We start from the raw sequence: 24,499 nt of genomic DNA on the forward strand, positions 1-24,499 counted from the left end.
GTGGTTCAGTAAAACCGTGTTTAACTAAAGTAATAGCTTGATCAGCTAACTTTTGCATGTGTAAGGTCCGGGCTTGGGATGAGTCCGGATCTTTTTTATTCATTGGTGTCGTATTTTCCTCCATTTGCGTACAATTGTCCCCCTGCGGGTTATAGGAAGAACTTAATTTTGTGTCTGATAATCAAACTTTTGTTTAACTAAAAAATGAAAATCATGAAAAGAGTATTCCTATTGAAAGCTTTTGTTCTTTTAAGCTGTTTGTTCTGTATCCCAATAGGGTTAAGAGCAGATGAAGTCACTCTGACAGCTGTATGGCCTTTTACAAGTGGTCCGGCCAATGAAACTTCTGCTACTGTCTCTCACGATAATATATTCTCTGCCACCTCTTTTAAATTAGGTAGCAACCTCTCCATGCCATCCACAGGGACATCCGGGAACCTGACATTCTCTCAAATCAGACCGGGAGAACAACATGGTACTGCGGCTACAGATGGTTCGGATGATGTGACGTTTACTGTAATACCTAAGAAAGGACTCACTTTCACACCGACAAGAATCAGTTTTGCGGCTTGCCGCTTTGGTACGAGCGGAGGTAATTTAATTATCAGGTGTGCGAACGGAGATAATGTTACCACATTGGCTGATGTCACCACACTGGGGCGTAGCGGACAAGACATTCCTTATACTGAATTGTCTTATGACATCAAGGGATATGAGGTAAAAGAAGGGGCCTTTGATATTTCAATTTCTGTCTACACTTTGGCCAATAACAAAACAATTGGCTTGACCGGCATTCTGTTGGAAGGTATTGTTTCCGGAGAGGCAGAGGATGTAGAGTCTTATACTTGCGCACTATCACTTTCTGATGTGAATGCAGGACAGGTCACTTTAAACCCGATTGCCGAACGTTATGATGAAGGTACGGCTATTACGGCTTTTGCAACAGAGAACTTTGGTTATCATTTTCTGCATTGGACGGATACAGAAGGAACTATTATATCCGATTCCAATCCTTATAACTTCAGGATAGAGAAGAATACTGTTTTGATTGCAAATTATAGCAAAACGAATACTTATTCACTGAATGTGAATCTCGAAGGCGGAGCAAATACTAATCTGGTTACAATCTCTCCGGCCGGTACTGAGATTAATGGTAAAATGATGTATGAAGAAGGAACCGAGATTTCTTTGACAGCTATAAATAATCCGATTTTTACTTTTCTGAACTGGGAAGACAATTCTACTGCTAAAGTTCGTACAATTACCATGCATCAGGATCAGAATGTTACTGCTAAGTTCAGTGCCTGTGACTTTATAGTGGGGTGGGACATGTATCAGGATGAACCGGGCAGCGAACGTCCTGCCGACTATAAGAGTGATACGGAAAATGCCGGTTTACTCTCTTTGCACAAAGAAGATAAAACGACTTCAAGCTGGTTGCCGAAGGGAGTCGCCAATGGTCCTTACAACGATATGTATTGTGCTGTCTGCTGGAAAGCGTTGCGTGTAAATACAGTGACCGAAAATGCCCCGTTGCCTTTGAGTGAATTGTATTATTATGAAGTATCATTTAAGACATTGGGTTACAGCAACGTGAAAGTATCGGCAACAATGGGTTGCAACTACAACGCTTTCTCTGTTCAGAATGTCGAGTATTCTGTAGATGGTGTTACCTACACTCGTTTGGGAACTATCACCCTTGAAGCAGCGAAGTCTTGGTATACGGGTCATTTTAATTTACCTTCAGAGTGCGATGGAAAAGAAAAAGTGTATGTTCGTTTCCGTCCCGATGTGACATCTGCTATTGTAGGTACTCCTTCCGGTCTTGACGGAACCTGTATAACAGATGTTTTTGTAACGGGAGACGAGGACGGTATCATCGATCCTACACCTCCGGTATTGGTAGCTTCCATTCCGCAGAAAAACGATACAGGTGTGTCGGCCGGAGGATCTATCATTCTGACCTTTGACAAGAGAGTCCAGGCAGGTACGGGTGATTGTACTTTAGGAGGTGAAGTTCTGAAAGGAACATTCAGTGGTAAAACAGTTGTTTTTCCTTACAGTGCGCTGGATTATAATACCACTTATACATTCACTATGCCCGAAGGTGCAGTGACTGACAAACATGGCAATGTTTTCAAAGGTTGCACACTGACTTTCACAACTATGGAACGTATTCAGCCGGAGGCACGTATCTTTGATGTTGTTATCGCACAAGATGGTACAGGTGATTATACTACTGTACAGGAAGCGATCGATGCAGCGCCTGCCGGACAAGTGAAACCTTACCTGATTTTTATAAAGAAGGGTACTTACAAGGGACACGTTAATATTCCGGATTCAAAACCGTACTTACATTTTATTGGCCAGAGTGCCGATGAGGTTATCATCTCAGATGATCGCCTTTGTGGGGGTACATCAGATCCTTCGATTCCCACTTATGGAGTAGCCGACGGTGCTACCGTAGTCTGTCAGGCAGCCGATTGTTATTTCGAAAATATCACTTTAGAGAATTCCTGGGGTGTTGAAAAGAACGGGGGACCGCAGGCATTGGCTTTGTACACTAACAATGACCGTATTATCTTAAATAAGTGCAGACTGTTGAGCTATCAGGATACTTATCTTACTTCAACTAAGAATAATGCACATCGCCATTACCTGAAGAACTGCTTCATAGAAGGTGCTGTCGACTTTATTTATGGAGGTGGTGATGCATACTTTGACGATTGTATTCTGAATATTGTCCGTCCGGCAGGTGGATACATTGTAGCACCCAGCCATGGTGCATCTACGAAGTGGGGATATGTATTTATGAATAATAAGATTACTACTGACCGTGTCAGTGATCCCTCTACTTATTCCATCTGGCTGGGCCGTCCCTGGCATAATAATCCGAAAACTGTTTTTATCAATACTACCGCCGAAGTGTCTATCCCTGCAACCGGCTGGTATCAGACAATGGGTGGACTTCCCACTCTGTGGGCCGAATACAACACAATGGATAAGAATGGAAATCCGGTAGACCTGAGCAACCGCAATACTTACTATTATTATATGGATGGTGACAAGAAAGTAGAAGGTTATTCCAAAGCTGTATTGACTGCCGAAGAAGCTGCCCAATATACAGTGAAGAACATACTGACCGGTGAGGATGCATGGCAACCGGTTTTGAGAACCGAAGCTTGTGCAGCTCCGGTAGTGAAGATTACGAATGGTAAAATAACCTGGGAGGCTGTTCCTTTTGCCATTTGTTATGCAATATCCAAAGATGGCAATGTTATTGGTTTCACCACAGAAACGTCCTATGATTACGATCCGATAGCTAAATATACAGTTCAGGCTGTCAATGAATACGGAGGTCTGAGCGGTGTGTCTTCTTCGGGTGTAGGTATTGAAGATACATTAGTAGGTACTGATATTATCAGAACCGAATATTACACAGTAGAAGGTTTGAAAATACAGGCTCCGGTCAAGGGGATTACTATCGTTCGGCATTATAAGAGCGACGGCAGTGTGAATACTGAGAAAATATTTAATAAATAACTTAGAGCCTGTTTAAATTTTGTTCAGCATTCTTTTGAGAGTTATTTTTGAGGATATTTTTTCGTTTTTACGAGGAGCATAGCGGGCTATGTGACGACTAAAAACGGAAAAATAGACCGGAAATAAACTCAAAAGAAGCTGAAAAATCCTATTTGAAGAAAATTTAAACAGGCTCTTAACTTTCGCAAGTGCTCAAGTCTGTAACTATTGAGTTGAGCACTTGCAAATCTTAAATCAGAAGAATAAAAGAACCTGTTATTTGTATACGCCTTCTTTATAGTAAAAAGGCAGCTTTATATTGGTTATAATTTTTCTATTTCTTGCTCTGACAACCCGGAACTTTCCATGATAATAGCTGTAGAGACTCCTAATTTCTTTAAATTACGTGCCATATCCATACACCCTTCCATACGCCCTTCTACACGTCCTTCCATACGTCCTTCTACACGTCCTTCTACACGCCCTTCTATGAGTCCTTCCAGTTTTGCCCCATCCAATACGTCATTTTGTATCATCATGGCACTCAGATGTTCATCATAAGCATGTCGTTCTTCCTTAGACATATTGTAGTAGATCAGTTTTTCACGAGCCTCTTCCAGACCGGGAGCTTTGGTATCGGCACGGATACATCCTGTTTTCAGATATTCAATCCACTCTTCCAAAGGAGTGACGGCTACTTTATTGAATTCATTTACACGAATCAGGAAGTATTCCGGAAAGACTTCGGCAGGCAGCTTATGTACTAAGGCATCTTTCTCTTTAGTGGTCACCTCAAGGCGGTCTCCTGTATGCACTCCAGTGAAGATGTTCTGACCGTGGTACAGATAATCGTTTCCTTTACCGATGTCGAAGTACAAGATGCTGATGGAATAAATCTTTTTCACCTCATAATAGCGTTCGCCAAGGGAGATATGTTCTGTGATCGCTTTTGCTACTCCATAGAGAATGCGTTCCAGATAATAGAGCTCACGGGTGTTTTGAATCTCTACAATGATAATCTCATCCTTGCTGTTACGTGCTTTGATGTCTACACGGTTGAATTTATCATCACTGGTCTGCTGATTGCTTTCGCTTTCCAGTAACTCGATGATTTTCACCTCTTCGCCCAATAAAACGGTTAAAAAACCTTCTAACACACCAAAGTTGGCTTTTTGGCGGAGGAGTCTCTTTATTGCCCAATCAAACCGTATGTATTTGTCCGGCTGTACCATATCATTCTGTTTTTTAAGTTATTGCAAAGCTACGACTTTTTTTTAGATAATGTGGATGAAAGTAATCTTATTCAGGATAACCGTATCAAAATTCAGATCGCTTTTGAGAAATAATGTATTGAACTCACTACAACAAATCCATTACAAATTTACCACAGGGGAACACAGAACCACAATTTCTAATAAAAAACGACATGAGACTCTGTGGTGAAGTATATTCAAAACTCTCACATAAATACTTCTTTATTATTGCAGTATATTTTCTTTTCGCTATATTTGCAGTGATACTTAATTTAAGTATCACTTTTTTATTAGTATTCAGTTTGGTATCAACCAGAAAACAGCAACTTTCAAAACGATACGCTCAAACTGAAATGGGATATGTATGTTGTTTAACGAACAATATGCGTGCCCATTCAGTATATAGGCGTATCGTGGTTCGTTGCTGTACCTCTGGTTGGCTAATATTGGGTGTGGCACGTTTTTTTTGTGCCCATTTCTAACTTTAAAAACAAACAATATGAGGCACAGCTTTTCTTTATCGGGAGAACTTCACATCGTTGGCATAGTAGCTATTCTATTATACTTTATGTTATTGCCTGTCATCGCCATGATGTGGATACGTATTGAGCGACAGGATGAAACAATCCGGAATCTCCGAGTAAAAATATCTGAAATAGAGTGTTGTAAAATAGCAGATAAAGAAGCGGTTCGCATCATGTGTCTGCATGAACTGTTTGAACGGATAGACAACTCAGACAAGAAACATTCCACTATATATCAGATGCCATGAAATGGATTTCCGATATTCATGATTGTCCCTGTCTGATGAAAACAGATATGGAAAAGTCCGGGAATGTTTATGATTTCTTGAGAGTCTACTATGAAGAAATAGACTCTGAGGAAGATTGGAAAGACCTTTCTTTCTTAAATCTGAAATGTGGCTATTGTCTGCTATGTTCGGCCTTAGAACTTGCCAGGGCAGATGAAGAAAAATACGGGAAAGAAACTGTTACTAAATTAGCTGTTGCAAAATCCATTGTATCAAAGAGACTTTTTAAGTATAGGCCATTAAAATGGCTTTATATATGGATAGAGAAACGGGGAAAAAGAATCATTTCCCATTAACATTGTTAACGGGAAATTTTAACTTCTGCTTTTGTCGATGCAAAAGTGTACACTTTTGTATACATAAAGTACGTACTTTTAGGGTATAAAAGTGTACATTTAACACATACTTAAGTACGTACTTTTGTAATACAAAGAATGCATGTTTTCAATGGCTTGTTAATCAATGCTATAAAGACTGAATTGTAACTTGTGGAATGTAGTAAGAGAGTTCTTCGGGTATTTCCCATAGAGAAGATAATGCCTGTTTTGATAATTTGAGATTGAGGGTGTTGTGGAAAACAAGAGGATGTGCTGATACAGTGTACTTCAAAAATCAGACACATCCTCGTTTGGCTTTTTATTTATGGTAGTAGCTATTTTATTGTATACGTACCTGTAAGGAATGCAAATCTTCTGCTTTGGAACTGCTACCATATAGTATCTCATACATTCCACTGAGAGGATGCATGGTGTTGGTGGTAGCATCAAACCATTCAAAAGCCGAATAAGGCAATTCTATCATTACATTTTCTGTTTTCCCTTGGGCTATTTCTACTCTTTTGAAAGCACGAAGTGTTTTTGCCGGGCCTTCCTTGTCTGCCGGGCGACGGATATACACCTGCACGATCTCTTCTCCGTTTCTCTTCCCGGTGTTTTTAACAGGGATGCTGAGGTTCAGTTTATCTCCTTTGCTCAGTAGATTTTTATCTGCTTGGGCTTTACCATAAGAGAAAGTAGTATAACTTAGTCCGTATCCAAATGGGAAGAGAGGAGTTTCTTTCATATACCGGTAAGTGCGTCCTTGCATAGAGTAATCCTCAAAATCGGGTAACTGTTCCGTATGTTTGTAGAAGGTGATTGGCAATCGTCCGGCAGGGTTATAGTCTCCGAATAATACATCGGCAACTGCAGTTCCACCTGCCTGTCCCGGATACCAGGCTTGCAGAATGGCATCACAGTTCCCGGCTTCGGGGGCCAGTGCCATAGCCGAACCGGAGAAGTTGACAAATACAATCTTCTTACCTGCTTTTTTTAATGCAGCCAGTACATTGCGTTGTGCAGCGGGCAATTCGATATCTGTACGGTCTCCTCCTTTGAATCCCGGTGCCGATACCTTCATCTCTTCTCCTTCGAGCAGAGGTGATATGCCTCCGGCAAAGATGACCACGTCGGCATCTTTCAACCGGGCAAGTGTGGCATTCAGGTTTAGGGGAGTCTCTTCTACCAAGTCGAAGTTGAAGTAAGCACCGTCTTTTATTTGTGTGAATTGCAGGTCGATGTCATAGCTTTGGCCGGCTTCTACTTGCAGGGTATATAAGTTTTCGGGGTTCTTGATATTGGTCTGGTCCAGTACTTCTTCTCCGTTCACGGATGCTTTAATGTTGCCGTTGGTCTGAACACGGAAAATGGCACTTCCCGACTTAACAGGACGGAAAACGGTATGATAGCGGGAAGCAAAACCGGTTAGTTCTATTCCCGGAGCAAATGCAGTGGCTCCCAAGGTGGTAAAGCGGAAAGGAGTGGAGAGTTGAGCAGTTGCATCGGGAGTGCCTTTGAATTCCTTATTGTTCCAGTAACTGGCAGAAAATCCGGGTTTGCCGTCATCACTGCATTGATTGAACAAGCTACTGAGTGTGATGTCGTCCGTCAGACCACATACTTGTTCATAGTAGATTTGCGAAGCGGGTAATTTGGTTTGTATTGCCGAGAGTAGTGTCGCTGTTTTTGAAGGTACTCCGTTGTAATTACCCCATTGCATTACTGAGTCGTTGGCGTTCGGACCTATTACGGCTACTTTGACTTTCTTATCCAGAGGCAACAGATTGTCTTTGTTTTGCAGGAGAGTCATCGTTTCGCGTGCCATTTGCAGGGCAAGCTGACGGTGTTCGGGACAATCTACCACACTATAAGGGAGGGCCCACGGGTGATTGTCTGTTTCCATCTCACCCAGTTCGAAACGGGCTTTCAGCAATCGTTTGACAGAGGTGTTTATTTGTTCTTCGCTGATAAGTCCTGCCTTGACCGCTTCGGGTAGTGTCCGGTAATTGCCGCCACATTCCAGATCCGTTCCGTTCAGAACAGCATCGGCTGAGGCGTGGGGAGCATCGGGATGGGTATTGTGTTTCTTCTTCCCGAAAAAGTCGGAGATGGCTCCACAATCGGATACAATGATACCTTTAAAGCCCCAGTCATTGCGGAGTATCTGTGTCAGTAGACGATTACTGCCACAACAAGGATCGCCTTCAAAACGATTGTAGGCACACATGACCTCTTTTACATCAGCTTCCTGTACCAGTACTTTGAATGCGGGCAGATAGGTTTCCCATAAGTCGCGTGGTGCTATATTTTCGGCATTGAAGCTGTGGCGGTTCCATTCAGGGCCGGAGTGTACGGCAAAGTGCTTGGCACAGGCATGCAGCTTATCATAACGGGCTGTGTCCGGACCTTGCAATCCTTTCACTACCGCTACCCCCATGCGGCTTGCCAGATAGGGGTCTTCTCCATACGTCTCTTGTCCACGTCCCCAACGAGGATCACGGAAGATATTGACATTGGGCGTCCACATCGTCAGTCCCTGATAACGCTTGTACTGTTCCCGGTCGTTGAAGGCCCGGTTTTTAGCTCTGGCTTCATCAGATACAGCATTAAATACTTTATATAATAATGAGTCATTGAATGAGGCTGCCATACCAATGGTTTGCGGAAATACAGTTGCCAGTCCGGCACGTGCCACTCCGTGAAGGGCTTCGTTCCACCATTCATAAGGCCTTATTCCTAACCGGGGAATAGCGGGTGAAGCATTTTGCATGAGTGATACTTTTTCTTCAAGAGTAAGGCGTTGTAGAAGGTCGGTAGCTCTCTGCTCGGGAGTCAGGTTGGAATTCTGATAAGGCAACTGTGCAGATAGGAGGGTAGTAAAACCAATACCTATGATTATTGCCACTGTTCTTCCGGCACGGCCGCCGGTAAATGGGTGTTTCATAATCTGTTACTTTGTTTTAAATGAACTTTATGTAATAGGGTTTATATTCTTTTGCAATAGTACGCGCTTTTGGCCGTATAGCGGGGGAATATCTGGTAGAAAAGGGGGACAGACGAAGTGTAACCACCATTTTCTACTTATGCAACCGTTACTTTCTGTTTGTCCTTATATTCGGTTGGAGTCACTCCCATTTGTTTTTTGAAACATTTACTAAAGTATTTCGGATCACTGAATCCTGTCATGTAGGCCACTTGCGATACATTGAACTCGCCACTGTCAATGAGTTGTGCCGCCCGCTTGATACGTATGTCACGAATGAAATCTACCGGAGTCAGTCCTACGATTGATTTCAGTTTGCGGTAAAATACGGTTCTGCTTAGCAACAATTTATTAGCAAAATCATCTATGGTCAGTTCCGAGTTATCCATCTGTTCTTCTATATACTGCATTACCTGTTGCATGAACTGCTCGTCGAAAGGTGTTACTTGCGGCTGTGTCGGGAGTAATTCGTTTTTGTCCGGTAGTCTCTTTTCTTTCGAAAGATTATTCAGGTATATCTCTTGTAGTAACTGCCGCTGCTGAAGCAGCGATGTGATACGGGTTTTGAGATAGGTGGCACTGAATGGCTTCGTTATATAGTCGTCAATGCCTTGTTCAAGTCCTGCAATGCGGTCGTCCAAAGATGATTTGGCAGATAATAGAATCATTGGAATATGACAGATATCCCGGTTAGCCTTTATCTTCTTTACCATATCAAGTCCGTCCATAACCGGCATCATGACATCGCTGATGATGATATCCGGTACGGTTTGCAGTGCACGTTCAAAGCCTTCCTGCCCATTGGTAGCTTCTATTACGGTGTATTTTTCTATGAGGATATTCCGCAGGAAAGTGCGTAGTTCCCGGTTGTCTTCTACAATGAGGATAGAAAGAGATTCGCTGTCATCCGGTATACTTCCCTCAGGCGGAGAAACCGTTTCCGGCTCTGTGGGCTGCTCCGGTAACGCTTCGCATGGAGTTGAAAAATTACTGTCTTCAAGGATGAATTCTACCTGAGGATCTTGTTCGAATATTTCGCGACGTAGAGGTAGCTTTACACTGAACCGGCTTCCTTTATCCGGCTGACTGTCTACTTCGATTGTTCCGTGATGCAGTTCGACCAGTTCTCTGACTAAGGATAGTCCGATGCCCGATGAGGGCTGTAGTATGTTGTAGCGTGCCAATGTCTCGAATCGTTGAAACAGTGATTTTTGTTTGTTGGGATCAATACCAATTCCTTCGTCTACTACGGACAGGGTTACATTTTCTTTATCTGCAATGACGCGGACGATGACAGACTTTCCGGCAGGCGTATATTTAAAAGCGTTAGATAGCAGGTTGAAGAATATCTTTTCAAATTTATCACGGTCTACCCACATATGCAATCCTTTAATATCGGTATCCATCCGGTACTTAATTTGTTTTTCTTCGGCAATCAGCCGGAAGCTCTCCATGACTTTCTGTAAAAGCGGGATGAGGTCACTCTCTTCTACCAGTAATTTCATCTTCTTGTTCTGTATCTTACGGAAGTCCAGTATCTGATTGACCAGACGGAGCATACGTTCTGTGTTTTTATGTACGAGTGTAAGGTGTCCCCGTGCTGTTGGTGAGAGTGGTTCGTTTTCCAGAACTTCCGTTACCGGACTGGCTATGAGGGTGAGAGGCGTACGTAGTTCATGCGATATATCGGTGAAGAACCGGAGTTTGATATCCGAAAGTTGCTGCTCGATATCTACCTGATGGCGCAGGCGGTAGATATAAAAAAGAATGTAAACAATGGTACTGGTAAATGCGATGAATAACACAATGTAGAGTACCCACGCCCAGGGAGTTTCCCAGAAGGTAGGCAATACTTTTACGCTTAATGTACGTACATTGTTTACCCATACGCCGTCACTATTGGTAGAACGTACTTGCAGGCGGTATTCTCCTGCCGGCAGATTGATGTAACTTGCCGAACGGTTTTTGTCGGCATCATTCCATTCCGTCTCCAACCCTTCCAGCCGATAGGCGTAGTGTATCTCTTGAGGAGCTACATAATCGAGTGCTGCAAACTGAAAGGTAACATTCCTCTGCGAGGGTGTCAGGAGTAGTTCTTCCAGATCGTCAATGCCGGTAGGTGACTGACTGCCTTGTATTTTCAAACCGGTGAAAACGATGGAAGGGACATAATCGTTTTTCTTTATTTCCTGTGGATGTATTTCGATGATACCTTTGTCTGAACCGAATACCAGTTGCTGCCGGACATTGGTTACAGGAACACCTTCCGAGAAGTTGAACTCTTGTTGAAGGAAGTTACTTCCATAATTTTCAAAGGTTTCTTGCTCCGGATTGAATCTTGACAAAGCATTTTCAGAGACAATCCAAAGATTTTTTTGTTGATCTTCTATCATAGAAAGTACAAGGTCCGATGCCAGCCCGTCTCTGATGGTATAAGTCTTGAACTCAATGTTGTCACTGAGTAGATTGGAAGAAAGTGCTTTGCTGACCCCTCCGGTGAAGGTTGCTATATAGGTTGTCTTTCGGCTATCGGTGTATATATTCATCACATCATTACTTCCCAGACTGGTAGCTGTACCCGGTATCCGTACGTTCCGGTAGAATTTAATTTCTTCCGGCTGCTCGAAGTTGTTAGAGAAAGTGAGTAATCCTTCGGTCGTTCCTACCATGATAATGCCTCCCGGAGCTTCGGTGATGCAGCGTACTTTCATAAAATGGCTTCCGGGGAAGTTTTTCAGTTCATTGTTACTATGGATAAAACGGATTTCGCCACTCTGTGATTCTGTCAGCAGATTGATACCTCCTCCGAAACATCCGATCCAGATGCGTCCCCGGCTATCCTGATAAACTGAGTAGATACTGTTATTACTCAAACTGTATTTATCTTCTTGTTGATGAACAAATTGTTGTACGGTGAAGCGTTCTCCGGAGGTTGCTTTCAGGCGGAACAATCCTTCCTCTTTGGTTCCGATCCAGATGATTCCGTCTTTGTCTTCTATCATACAATAGGCGCTACTGAAGAATGGTACTTTGTTGGGACTGATAATTCCCTGTGGAGAAACGAAGCCCAGTAGTTCTCCTTCGGGAGAATAGACGCGAATGTGATTGTTTTTCGATGCAACCCAAAGGCGCTTTCGGCTGTCTAACAGGAAAGACCGGATTTCTGTTCCAAAGTCGATGGGGCTTTGTTGGTAGGAATGTGGGAAAAAGGACATGCGTTCCACCCCCCGTGTGTCGGCAAACCAGAGGTTTCCTTGCCGGTCGGCATGGTAGTAACGAATGTTCGGAGTAAAAGCAGATTGTGAATCGCCTGGAGCGGTATAAAACGGTTTCAGTTGTTGGGTCTTCCGGTCGTAATAACTGAAGTTTCCCTTGTATGGAATGAGCCATAGTACTCCTGCCCGGTCCTCGAAAAGAACATTACGATTGGCACGTCCGTGTTTTACGACTTCATTCGGTGGAGTAGCGAGATGTTGTTTTTCACCGTTAGCGGGATTGATGCGTATAATGCCCGGAGTTATTGAGAATATCCAAAGTTCTCCTGTATGGTCTTTATAAACGGACAGTGCAGTGTTGGAGGGTTGTGTGGGTGTTTGTAGATTGATCTGGCTGAACTGTTTCTCTTGAGTATCAAACAGAATCAGTCCGTTATCTGTGGCAAGTGCAAGCGTATTGGCTCCGATAGGAGTCAGGGCGTATACTGTTTGCAGGGAATAGGGGATATCCGTAAACTTCACTTTTTCCGTTTTAGAATCATAGACAGCCAATTTACCTGATGTAGAGGCCAGATATATCCGTCCGTTTACCTCCTTAATAAAGTTGAATGGAAAATCACTGTCTGCTTTTTTTCTACCAACCACGGATACTCCCTTATCGGTCAGTATCCATTCGTCTCCGTCGGCATCCTGATAGATGCTGAAAACGTTTTCTCCTTTCAATCCCTGATTGAAAGGACTGTAAAGTGTCACTGCTTTGTTGCTTTTTTCTTTATAGAGTTCCTCTTCTACTATTCTAAAATTGAATCCCTTGTCACACACCACCCAGGTTACCCCCTTAGATAATACGTAAAATTGTTTGACGAGGTTTATATGTTTGGTTTCTTCCTCAATAGATTGCAATACGTCAATAAACTTTTCTTCTTTGGTATCGAACAAAAAAATGTGCCCATCATAAGTCTGGCACCAGATATTACCGTATTTACTTTCGGTGATAAAGACGATACGATTGTTGGTTAGCATACAGCCGTCTCCCGGAAATGCTTTGTAATTCCTGAAGCTGTAACCGTCGAACTTATCCAGTCCGTTCCAGGTACTGAACCACATAAAACCTTTCTGATCTTGTAGTATGGCGGTGATTACACCCTGCGATAATCCGTTATTTGCGGTGAAGTATTCTATCTGACAGAGTGGCTGGGCTGTCAGTGGGAAGAGGATTATCAGAAACGAGAAAAATAACAGGTGCTTTTTCATACTATTACAGATTGAAATGAATTGAGCAAAAATAGTGAAAACGTATTATATAAAGAAGGTGGAGAGACGCATTAACCGAAAAATACGACCTTTTGCACGTTTTTTCCACCTTGTCTCCTCTATGTTGCACGGATATTCCTCCTTACAGGGAAAATAAGCGCATATCTTTGTGTGCGAAACCAATGAAGAAATACTTGTATGTCAATGAAACAATTATCTATTTGTATCTTGTTGTTGTGGGTTACTGTCATGGCTGGCGCCCGTACTTTTGATATGAAACAGTTGGGGGCTGACCTCACCGGTGTGAAACCTTGTACGGATTTGATTAATAAATCCATCGAGCAGGCGGCTGCAGAGGGAGGTGGAACAATCTATTTTCCGGCAGGTACATATCTTACTGCCACCATACGTATGAAAAGCAATATCACACTGAATATAGAATCGGGGGCAACACTTCGTTTCTCCGATCATTTTGAGGATTATCTTCCGTTTGTACGGATTCGTTGGGAAGGTACGGTGATGAATACCCTGTCTCCTTTGATTTATGCTGACGGTGCAGATAATCTCACCATTACCGGGAGAGGGACGCTCGATGGGAACGGATTCAAATGGTGGTCGTGGGAAAGTGATACGAAGAAAACACTGAAAGAAAATGGCGGTAAACTGCCTTCTCTGACAAAGTTACAACAAATGTGGGTGGATGCTAATAAAGACCTGGAGGTTTCCGAGTATTATAAGCCGTCATTGGAACGACGTATGTTTCGTCCTCCTTTCATCCAGTTTTTTGAATGTACTAATATTGTGATTGAGAATGTGAAAATTATTAATTCTCCTTTCTGGACTATCAACCCCGCATTTTGTGATAATATCACAGTACACGGGGTGACTATCAAAAATCCTTCGGCAAACCCAAAAGGCCCCAATACGGACGGTATCAATCCTACCTCTTGCAGCAATGTACGTATCTCTGATTGTTTTATTAGTGTGGGAGATGATTGTATTACCATTAAATCGGGACGCGATGCAGATGGACGTAAGTACGGAAGACCTTGTGAAAATCTGACTATTACCAACTGTATTATGCTCTCCGGGCATGGCGGGGTTGTTATCGGCAGTGAGATGTCCGGTGGAGTGAAAAAGGTCGTGATATCGAATTGTATTTTTGACGGAACAGATGCCGGAATCCGTTTGAAAGCTTCGCGTGGACGTGGTGGAGTGGTAGAAGATATCAGGGTAGACAATATTGTGATGAAGAATATTTCGCGTAATGCGTTTATCTTTGATCTGTTTTATGATAAACATTCCAAGCCGGAACCTGTAAGCGAACGTACTCCCGTATTCCGTAATATACATTTGAGCAATATTACGGGTTCGGGTATCAAACGGGTAGGATATGTGAAGGGTATTGAAGAAATGCCGATAGATGAACTATCATTCTCGAATATAAATATGGAAGCGGAAGAAGGGTTTGAGGCGGAGATGGCTACGAATCTTCGTTTCTATAATGTGGATTTTACAGTAAAGAAGGGTCCTTCATTTCGATTCAGACTGTGTGACGGGGTTATGTTGAACGATGTTCGTTCAAAGAAATCTCTTCCCGGACAGTCGGTAATTGAATTGGAACAGGTGAAGAATACTGTTGTTAATAATTGCTTTGGGATGCAATTGGTAAAGGAATTTCTGAAAGAATCAGATAGTGAAGTTTTGAAAGGGTACAATGAGGTGAATAATTGATAAGTACTACTTCAAATTTTATTCATACTATGGCAGCATTTTATTAAAACGCAAATGATCGCAGATTAAATAGCTGCGCTATACTTGAGCGATGATATTCTTTGCGTGAATCTGCGAATTTCTGCGTTTCAATAATAGTATCATATAATTTTGAACGATTACTTAGTGAATAATGTGGCAATATGCCGATATACCAATTGGCATATTGCCACATTATTAAATTAATATTCTAACCTTTCCATATGTCCTTTATTCCCATTGCGTGCGTCATATTGTTGTGCCAGCTCTTTTGCCTGGTTATAGAAATAAGTACGCAATTCTTCTACATTATATATCCCACTATCATTATAAAGCGGGAATTCTTCCGGTAACTCCAGCTTTACTTCCGGGCGTGATTCATATTTCAGGGCTTCGGTCATGTCACAACCAAAACGGTACTTCTTGTATTTACTTGTTCTCAGACTCCAGGGAATACAACGTTCGGCATACTCCCAGCCACGTTGCGGATTGACCATGAAGTTATAGGTAATAAATTGTCCGATGTAAAGTAGCAGGTATTCGTCTTTTTCGCGCCCTGCCAATGCCTCTTCTGCACGGGCACACATATCGGAAGCTATTTCTGGTTTTCCGGCTTTCTGTGCATAATAAGCGAGTTTCAGAAATGCTCTTAAATTAGCTTCGTAACAAGTGACTTGTTTATTGATAAGCGGTTGTGCACGATGATAGGCTTCATCAAATTGTCCGGTTTCCAGATAGTAATCTAACAGGAGATTCAGTTCACAAGCTTCGCACATCATATCATCTAACTTTTCGCTTAGCATTTTGTCTGCATATTCTTTAGCCAGATCATACTGCCGCATTCTGTTGTAGTGCAGGAATAACAGGTGATAGTACGCACGGGCCGAATATCCGTTGCGCAACGTGCGGATTTTAAAATCTTCGAGTATAGCATCTATCTGTGATTGGGATACCTCAGGTATGTCGAAAGCTGCTCCGCATATCCACTTATATTTCCAAAGGATATCATTTTCAGAGATAAGATCTTTATTGTTTTCGTAATCGTCCAGTATACGGGAGAATACGGCTATCTCTTCTTCGGCCTGAGAGAGCAGATTCAGTTCGTAAATCAAGTCCAGACGCATCTCTACTGCCCACTGTGGATCATCATTCTCATCGGCTATGCGGATAGCTTCTTTCAATAAAAGGACTTTCTCGTGAGGAGACAGGTTACCATTTTCTACTTGTAGTAATCTTTTTTGTATTTCGAGGGTGTATTTCATAATGCTTTCTCAATTTAGGAAGTTTATAAAGTCATTCATTTTAGTAGTCATAAGCTCACTGAGTGAATGGTTGAAGAGGGTCATCTCTTCGCTATTTACCGGATAGCGGCCTTGTAACAATGCCTGTACGTAAAGTATATGTATGATATGCTGAAACAGTTTGTTGTCTCCTTTGATTTTCAGTAACGTTTGTACCATTTCATTGTCGGCATTGAATGTCAGCGTCGGAGGAGTTTGTTTTTGCGCGTTAATAGCACCTAATACGGCTGCCAGCGGATTATTAGCCGCTTTTGTACCGGTTTCTTTCTCTTCGGCAACGAAGATAACAGGAGTATCGGCCGGAGTGAAGTGCTTTAAACGGCAGATGCATCCGAAGGGCTTCAATAACTCGCTGGCTTTCTTTTCAAAATCGATATGTTCTGCACTGGCCTCTACTTCTGCGAACTGTTCGAGCAAACGGGCGGGAGAGACTTCTTCCAGAGTCAGTTCGGGGAAGAGACGGGCCGATTTCTTCAGCAATGTCTCGTCAAAGGTATAGGCCGCATTGATGACCAACCAACCTTGCGAACCTGCAATACGACGAACCTGACGAAAATCTTCAAGATTACGGGTGTAACGGATAACGTTGTCCGTAGAACGAATATTTCCGAAGTTGCGCATTCCTTTGCTTGTTTCAAACGGTAGGTAGTCTATAAATAGCCGGAGAAGTTCATTGTCTTCCGCTGCAATTGCTTTAATATGAAAGTAGTGTACGTCGAGAATCTTGTTGAACATTTCCCGGTTGTTTTCTATCAGTCCTTTCAGATATTCTTTAATGGCGTTGCCTATCTCTTTACGTGCATCTTTTAGCTGGTCATTACTGACAAAAGACTCTCTTGAAGCGGTAGACAACAGGCCGTCGGCATTGATGAGGCAACGGATAAAGAAAGCCCAGGGAGGTAATAGGTTACAATCATCTTCGCTCAACAGCATACGTTTTAAATAGACTTTATGGGAGTTGCGTACAGAGAACTGGGTACGAAACGGAAGTATATAGAGTACTCCGTTCACTTTACCATTTTCTGTATGAATGTGGAAGACGTCGAGAGCAGATGACTGAAATACTTTGGTTCCGTGATCAAGAAGTTCTTTACGAGTGGCTTTGGGATCCAGCCAGACGGGAGCAGGGGTGTTTACCAACTCTTCTTTACCTTGATTATGCAGATAAATAGGGTGGGGCAGTACTTCTCCGTAGTTTTGAAGAATCTTTTTGAAAGTTTCGTACTCAAAGAGATGGCTCCATTCTTTTTTCGGGATCAGAATGACACGTGAACCGATAGGCCATTCCTCAGCGGGAAGGGTTGTCTGATAGGTCCCATCTACTTTTCCACACCAGCGAACGGCTTGTTTGCCCATTGCCGAACGACTTTCTACTGTAATCTCATTGGTTACTACGAAACATGACAGCAAACCGATACCAAAACGACCAATGTAATCGTCGGCATCGGGAGTCTCTCGTTTGGAGCTTTCACCGATAACGGTCAGAAAGCGGTATACCTCTTCTTCTTTCAGTCCGATACCGTTGTCCTGGAAAGTTAATGAGCCGTCGTCATTGAGATATACATCAATACGTCCGGAATAATTTTCGTCAATATTGTGCAGGGCGGTGATAGCATCTACGCAGTTTTGAAGCAGTTCGCGGACAAATGTGTTGGGGTTACTATAGATATGTTCCGATAGCAGGGCAATCATCCCCTTTAGATTGACCTGGAATAGATTATTATTTTCGTTCTCCATGATTTTTAGGATTTATGGGATTTATAAGTCAAGTCATACTTCATAAATCTCATCATCTTTTTCTTCTTCCTGTTATTTTTAATGCTTTTTCGTTTCCGTTCTCAGCGGCTTTTTCAAACCATTCCATGGCGATCTCATCGTTCTCTTCTACACCATTTCCACTCAGGTAAGCATTTCCCAACTCAAACTGGGCTTTGTCACTACCGGCTTCTGCTGCCTTCTGCAACCATTGCAAGCCGTTTTCTGCATTGGGAGTACATCCTTCGCCATACATTAGCATTTTACCTACATAGTAACAGGCATGAATGTTTTCATTTCCGGCAGCGTCATTGAACCAACGGAAGGCTTCCTGAAGGTTTTGTTTAACACCTACACCATTATAATGGCAGAGGCCGGTACGATACATACTCATTGTATTACCATTGTTTGCGGCAAGGGTGTAGTACTTGAAGGCCTCCGTTTCATTTTCTTCTACTCCGATGCCCATTTCATAGCAGATACCCATTCCTTCATTATAGAATTCCTGTTCTGCCGCCTGCTTGAAATAGGTGAATGCTTTTTCACTTTCATTTAGCTTGTCATAATCGTAAAGGTAATATTCTCCTAGACGGAGCATAGCAAGTGCATTGCCGTTGGCAATTGCTTTTTCGTACCATTCTACTGCTTGTTTGTTATCTTCCAGGCAGGGACCGTAACCATAGAAATAATAATCGCCCATTTTGAACTGGGCATACCCATAGTTTAGTCCGGCGGCTTTGGTCATGTATTCCACTGCTTTATGCGGGTTTTCTTCTACACCGTAACCGTTTTCATATGCTAATCCCAGTTCTGTGATACAGCGGGGCTCTTCTTTTTCTTCTCCTTTCTGATACCAGGCGAGTGCTTTGTCGGGATCTTCTTCCACACCATATCCGTTTTTATAACAACGCCCTATAGCAAACATAGCATCTGTATCACCGGCTTCGGCAGCTTTGAGGTACCAGGCTGCCCCCTCTTCGGGTTGGGCGTCACCTTTTATTCCTTCACTCAGGTAGTAGCCCACACGGTACATGCCATAAGGATATTCCTGTTCGGCAGCTTTATTGAATAATTCGAATGCCTGTTCATAGTTCTGTTCATTCTCCTGGAGGAAACCTAATTCCACAAGTGCATAAGGAGAACCTTGTGCTGCTGCTTTTTCATAATACTCTTTGGATTTAGCTTTATCTGTTATTCCGGCATAACCGTTTGCCAGATAGAGAGCGGCCCTGCAATATCCATCATTGTTTTCCAATGCAGCGGACTTTTCATAATATTCCAGAGCTTTTTCATAGTCAGGATTTTCTGAGAGGATACCACGTTCATACATCCATCCGATGCGGTATGCAGCACTTCCGGAATTCAGTTCGGTAGCTTTCAGTAATAGTTCGTGAGCACGTTCGATATCCTCTTCCACCAGTTCTCCATTAAAGTAAACCATGGCGAGACTTTCAATTCCCTGTATGTAATTATCTTCCACACATCGTTCGAGACAGTATAATCCACGTTCTATATTCTGATACTCATCATTATAGAGGTAGATTAATGCAAGTTCATATGCACAATACGGTTCACAATAAAGCATTCCTTTTTCCAGCCATTCAATAGCTTTTGGGATATCTAACCAGGGCTCTTCCTGATAGTAATATCCCAAAAAGTTGGCTGCTGACCATACGCCGGCTTTCCATGCACCCTCCCATAACTCGAAAGCTTGTTCTTGTGTTTTCCCTAATTCCGGATTCCTAAAATAGAGTGTACCCAGATTTTTCTGAACATAGAAATTAGGTACTACAGCTAATGCTTTTTTATAGTACTCAGCTTGCTCGGCAACTTTTGTTTCGTCATTATCAAGTTCATCGCCAATAATAGCATATATATTGGCACGCATTTTATCTCCTTCAGGCAGTTCCTTCAGTAACTCTTGGCGGAGTTCCCATGCTTTTTCTTCATGTCCGGCACAATTCTCGATGCAAGCTTCGTAGAATTTCTTCCAATGCAGTCCTTCGGGAGTGGTAAGAGTGGCAAAACGGCGTTCACCTTCAGCTTTGTCCGCTTCGCAGTAATAACCCATATATTTCCAAAAGGCAAAAGTGGCTTGTGCATTCTCGTCTCCCATATCAGCAGCTTTTTCGTAATAAGCTACTAACTTACTGGTATCGCGCAGGCCATAACGTGCTTCGGCATATTGCGAGCCTTTCTGCACAAGTCCTACACCTGCAAACTCACCTACACGGTCACAAGTTTCCTGTACCTTTTCCCACCAGAATGCGTATTCTTCGTCGTTCAGGTCTGCCTCTACATTACAATCATAGGCCTGAAATATGTGGTGAAAGAATTCGGCTATTTGTTTCTCATCTTCTTTACTATCTAATGCATATTCACATATAGCAAGAGCTTCCCACCAATTATCGGGATGCATTAATATATCGTGTGTATATTTGCCAAACCATTCGGTAGCAGGCTTTCCGGATGCTTTGATCTGGTTGAGTAGTTTTTCGAAATTTTCTTTATTCATTTCCATAATAATTGGGTCTTTGAGGTTTTTAGTCGTCGCAATGTACAAATATTATGGGATTGCACCCAACAAAGTGATAAATTATAAGAAAAGGAAAGTATATTTTTGTGTATATTAATGTTCTCAATAAAAAGATAGAGCAGTAAGGAGAAAACCTTGCTGCTCTATGATTGAGTTATTATAATTAATTTTGTATATTAATTCTTTTAGATTTATTCAGTATACCAACGTTTATCACCTATGCCTTCTGGGAAGTTTCTATCTTTGATTGTGAAATTTCCTTTTGTAGGATCGGTAAAGAGGTCCTCAGAGGTACCTGCGTAGTTCAAGCAATTCTTAATTGTATTTGAACCAAAGACACCGTCAACTGTAATATATGTATCGTATACATTCACTACTTTCGTACGGATACCTCTTGACGTTGATGACCATATTCCATCTGCTAAAGCAGCTGTAAAGGTCTTTGCTAAGATAGTGTTACGTAAAGTTACAGTAGGACCTTGAGAATCGTTTCCGGCATCAACTAAGTACCTTGTACTACCAATGTGATTGTAGAATGTACAGTTAGTGAAATTGATTGTATTAACTGCTGCTAATCCACGGCTACTGTGATTCAAGGCGATTAAGTTATGTTGTAATGTATTGAATGTTGTATTCGTGAATTCAATATTACTTACAGTGTATGCCTTTGAATCTAGAGTAATACATGCATAAGAGCCACTCCCTTGATTACCTATTATACAATTTTCGAAGGAGACTAGATCGGAGGATATTGATTTTTCATCTTTGAATCGAATTACAGAGCGTGTGAAATTATTTATTTCACAATCTTTAAAACTGATTTCAGCTGCGGTAGCATCTACTCCCTGATTAAATAAGTATTGAGCACCTCCATCGTTAATAGTCAAATTTATGAAACGCACATAAGCATGTGTACCACCCATGATGATTTCTCTAGCTATTTTTAAAATGGCTTTTTCTGAGCCTTCAGCACCAAAGAAGGTGATAGATAGGTTACTTGGAATTGTTAATCCGGCAGGATCACCAGTAGCAGGGTCTACACCTACTAACGTATATTCTGCTCCTTCTTCAAACCTAACAGTAACACTACCTTCTTCTGCCCAGGAATCAAGCATTTCTTGCGTTAAGGTGGCGCCGGAATTTATGCGAACAACTAGGTTTGCTTCAGGTATTTGGATTCTTGTTGTTGCTGTACGTGTACCACGGGCATGATCATTATTGTAGATCGTGAACTGATAACTGGTAGATGCTTTCAATCCAGTGATTGTTGCATTTCCTGCTGTTATATTCTCATCGTTTAATGTGACTGTTTTAGCCTCACCTAATATAGGATTATTATTTTCATCCATTCCGGTAACTGGAGCATATTGAATATGAGTTACCGAAGGAGATATAGTCCATCGTAAAATAATAAAATCTTCACCTTTATCATCTGTTCCTACAGCATTCAGTATATTCTCACTCTTTGTTTTGAAACTTCTGTAAGTATTCTTTTTATAATACATCCATTTTGAATCGGGGGTATCATCCTTTGCTACAGATTTTACGCGAACAAAGTAATAACTTGCACTATAAAGGTTTTCAACTGATAGAGAAGTGGATTTGATAGAGCCGTCTTCTCCGAAAAGTAATGAATTCTCGGAGTTGCAACCGTCATATAATGAGTCCAGACTCAATTCTAGAACATAGTGACTTGTATTAGGAGTTGATTTCCATGTTATTTCTGCTGTTGTGGCTTCTGCGCTAACATCCAGTGATATAGGTTGGAAGTTGCGATTGTATGTCATATCCAGATCGTCTTCATCCTTACAAGAAAACAGGACGGAGATTGTCAGGAACATTATAGTTCCTGATATTAATAGATTAAAATATTTATTCATTTTCTTCGTCATTTTAATTTAGTCAAAAACCATAGGAGTTACTCAAAGTACCATTTGAATCACTGATTGTACTTCTACCAATAGGGAAAAGGTGACGGTTTATTACTGTTGCATCCAATCCGGAACTAATTAATTTTCCAGCGATAATATTAGCTGCCGCTTCCATCTCTTTTGCATCGGCACCGTAATAACTTACTGATAGCCAACCTGCAGCAGTTAGTTCTTCATCCGTTCCTTCAGGAGCCTGATACCAGCAGATACTGCTGTAATCAATTTCTGTAGTTGAATTCTCGGCCATTTTATACCAAAGTTTTGCTGGAGCATTAGGAACAATCTTATTGACATAATCATTACGCATTTGCTCTATTTTTTCTGCTAAGAGCCCCCAACGTATCAGATCATATTTACGGATACCTTCTCCTGCTAACTCCCAAGCACGTTCCTGAACGACTGCTTCGAAAAATTCTGTACCAGAATTTAAGTTGTTAACATATTGCTGTGCTTTAGTTTTGTCACTGAAAGCGCGTGAATGTACTTGATACAATGCATCACGTGCTGACAGTCCACATGATCCTTTTTGGTCTGCTCCATATAATTCATTCATTACTTCTGCATACATTAACAAAGCATCTGAATAACGCATAACAATCCAATTGATTCCATAACCGGTTTTTGCTGTAACTTTCTGGTTCATAGATTTCCACGCATCACTCATCTTTCTGAAATCCCATTTACCTACATAAATCTCCCAAGGCTTATTTCCTTGTAATGTCTGTACTAATACATTGTCTGTTGCACGATATTCGTAAGGAGCACATGTAACATCACGACGCTGATCTTCAGGATCGAATGACCAAAAGAAGGGAGCGGTGAGTTTTACTTTTCCAGAAGAATTGTTAAATCCCCAATTGGAAACTCCGTTCATACGTACACCAGCTGTGTATCCCATTTCCCCGGAGTAGTTCAGACCATGTGCTACTTCGTAAAGATTTTCTCTATACTCTTGGTCGAGAACCAATTGATTAGAACGATACCATTCATTTTCGAACGAAGGATTTAACGTGTGACGACCAGAACCGATCAGTTCGTTTAGAGCAGTGGCAGCCAATTCATATAATGCTTTTCTTTTTTCTGCTCCCGGGCGCTGAGTTGGATAGGTGCCGTCACTGTGAGCTGCGGTTTCGTAGCCAGGTATAGCTCTTTCGCGGATAGAGTATCCGGCTTCTGCCAAAGCTATTCGGGCTATCATACCTAATGCAAAACCTTTGTTTACACGTTCTGATGTATAACTACTACTACCTTGCCAAGGTAGATAACCAGCAGCCTCTTGCAAATCTGCAAGTAACAAATCATAAATGACATCACGATCTGTTTTTGACAAATAAATATTAGAACCGTCACTAGAGGTTGTTTCCATTTTCATGGGTACATCACCATAGTTTTTGATCAGGTCATAGAATAACATAGCACGTAAAGTCAGTGATTCACCGAGTGAGGGGAGTACTTCGGGTTGCATTCCTGCATTACGTATACCTTCGATACACTCATTGGCACTTTCTATAGAAGCGTAGATGTACTGCCAGGTCTGTGGTAAACGATTCCAGTCAACGGATGTATAATAATTACAGTTACCACGTTCGTTACCGGTATTGGTAATATTCGCTTCTGTTGTAGCATCTACCAGTTCAATATCCGAGTTGGTACTGAAATTCAGTGGCAGACGACATCCGTACATATGGTCGCGGGTAAGTCCGGCATATATCTTATTAACAGCTTGTTTTGTATATACAGCAGATTGAAAAACGTTCTCCTGTGTCATTTCCGAAGGTGAAGTCTGATCCAGGAAGTCTGAACATGAAGCGAGTGAAAAAGCTCCGGTGCAGAATATGATTGTTTTTAAAATTTTATTCATGATATTCA

12 protein-coding genes are annotated in these 24,499 nt (G+C 41.9%); 4 read left to right on the plus strand and 8 right to left on the minus strand.

The window, feature by feature from the left end; genetic code table 11:
• Positions 1-213 precede the first annotated feature (213 nt).
• Positions 214-3,543, plus strand: a complete 3,330-nt coding sequence (locus HCG69_RS05805; RefSeq protein ID WP_221649259.1) for a pectinesterase family protein — start codon at positions 214-216, stop codon at positions 3,541-3,543.
• Positions 3,544-3,845: 302 nt separating this feature from the next.
• On the opposite strand, the gene HCG69_RS05810 is transcribed toward HCG69_RS05805, so the two are convergent.
• Positions 3,846-4,754: an Rpn family recombination-promoting nuclease/putative transposase gene (locus HCG69_RS05810; protein ID WP_221649260.1), complete on the minus strand. Its 909-nt coding sequence runs from the start codon at positions 4,752-4,754 to the stop codon at positions 3,846-3,848.
• Positions 4,755-5,274: 520 nt separating this feature from the next.
• On the opposite strand from HCG69_RS05810, the gene HCG69_RS05815 reads away from it, so the two are divergent.
• The gene (locus HCG69_RS05815; RefSeq protein WP_221649261.1) at positions 5,275-5,547 is read left to right on the plus strand and encodes a hypothetical protein; all 273 of its coding nucleotides are present in this window, start codon (positions 5,275-5,277) and stop codon (positions 5,545-5,547) included.
• A complete protein-coding gene (locus tag HCG69_RS05820) occupies positions 5,544-5,882 on the plus strand; it encodes a hypothetical protein (RefSeq protein ID WP_221649262.1) in 339 nt (112 codons plus the stop codon). Before HCG69_RS05815 ends, HCG69_RS05820 begins: the two co-directional genes overlap by 4 nt.
• Before the next feature lie 361 nt (positions 5,883-6,243).
• Here HCG69_RS05820 and xyl3A read toward each other — a convergent pair whose 3' ends face one another.
• Positions 6,244-8,847 carry a xylan 1,4-beta-xylosidase gene (gene xyl3A / locus HCG69_RS05825; protein ID WP_221649263.1) on the minus strand — a complete coding sequence of 868 codons (2,604 nt, stop codon included), beginning with the start codon at positions 8,845-8,847 and terminating at the stop codon, positions 6,244-6,246.
• A 137-nt stretch (positions 8,848-8,984) separates the two neighbouring features.
• Positions 8,985-13,355, minus strand: coding sequence for a hybrid sensor histidine kinase/response regulator transcription factor (locus HCG69_RS05830; RefSeq protein ID WP_221649264.1), 4,371 nt, complete (start codon positions 13,353-13,355; stop codon positions 8,985-8,987).
• A 204-nt stretch (positions 13,356-13,559) separates the two neighbouring features.
• Here HCG69_RS05830 and HCG69_RS05835 point away from each other — a divergent pair, with 204 nt between their 5' ends.
• On the plus strand, positions 13,560-15,089 hold the full coding sequence (locus HCG69_RS05835; RefSeq protein ID WP_221649265.1) for a glycoside hydrolase family 28 protein: 1,530 nt from the start codon (positions 13,560-13,562) through the stop codon (positions 15,087-15,089).
• A gap of 221 nt (positions 15,090-15,310) precedes the next feature.
• Here the strand turns inward: HCG69_RS05835 and HCG69_RS05840 are convergent, their stop codons facing one another.
• The 5 genes from HCG69_RS05840 to HCG69_RS05860 form a co-directional block, all read right to left on the minus strand.
• A complete protein-coding gene (locus HCG69_RS05840) occupies positions 15,311-16,369 on the minus strand; it encodes a hypothetical protein (protein WP_221649266.1) in 1,059 nt (352 codons plus the stop codon).
• A gap of 9 nt (positions 16,370-16,378) precedes the next feature.
• Positions 16,379-18,145 carry an HSP90 family protein gene (locus HCG69_RS05845; protein ID WP_221649267.1) on the minus strand — a complete coding sequence of 589 codons (1,767 nt, stop codon included), beginning with the start codon at positions 18,143-18,145 and terminating at the stop codon, positions 16,379-16,381.
• 52 nt (positions 18,146-18,197) lie between these two features.
• Positions 18,198-20,684, minus strand: coding sequence for a tetratricopeptide repeat protein (locus HCG69_RS05850; protein ID WP_221649268.1), 2,487 nt, complete (start codon positions 20,682-20,684; stop codon positions 18,198-18,200).
• Positions 20,685-20,890: 206 nt separating this feature from the next.
• On the minus strand, positions 20,891-22,579 hold the full coding sequence (locus HCG69_RS05855; RefSeq protein WP_221649269.1) for a DUF5123 domain-containing protein: 1,689 nt from the start codon (positions 22,577-22,579) through the stop codon (positions 20,891-20,893).
• Positions 22,580-22,601: 22 nt separating this feature from the next.
• Positions 22,602-24,491, minus strand: a complete 1,890-nt coding sequence (locus HCG69_RS05860; RefSeq protein WP_221649270.1) for a RagB/SusD family nutrient uptake outer membrane protein — start codon at positions 24,489-24,491, stop codon at positions 22,602-22,604.
• Positions 24,492-24,499 lie beyond the last annotated feature (8 nt).

Source organism: Bacteroides sp. K03 (assembly GCF_019734355.1).
GTDB classification, from domain to species: Bacteria; Bacteroidota; Bacteroidia; order Bacteroidales; family Bacteroidaceae; genus Bacteroides; species Bacteroides nordii.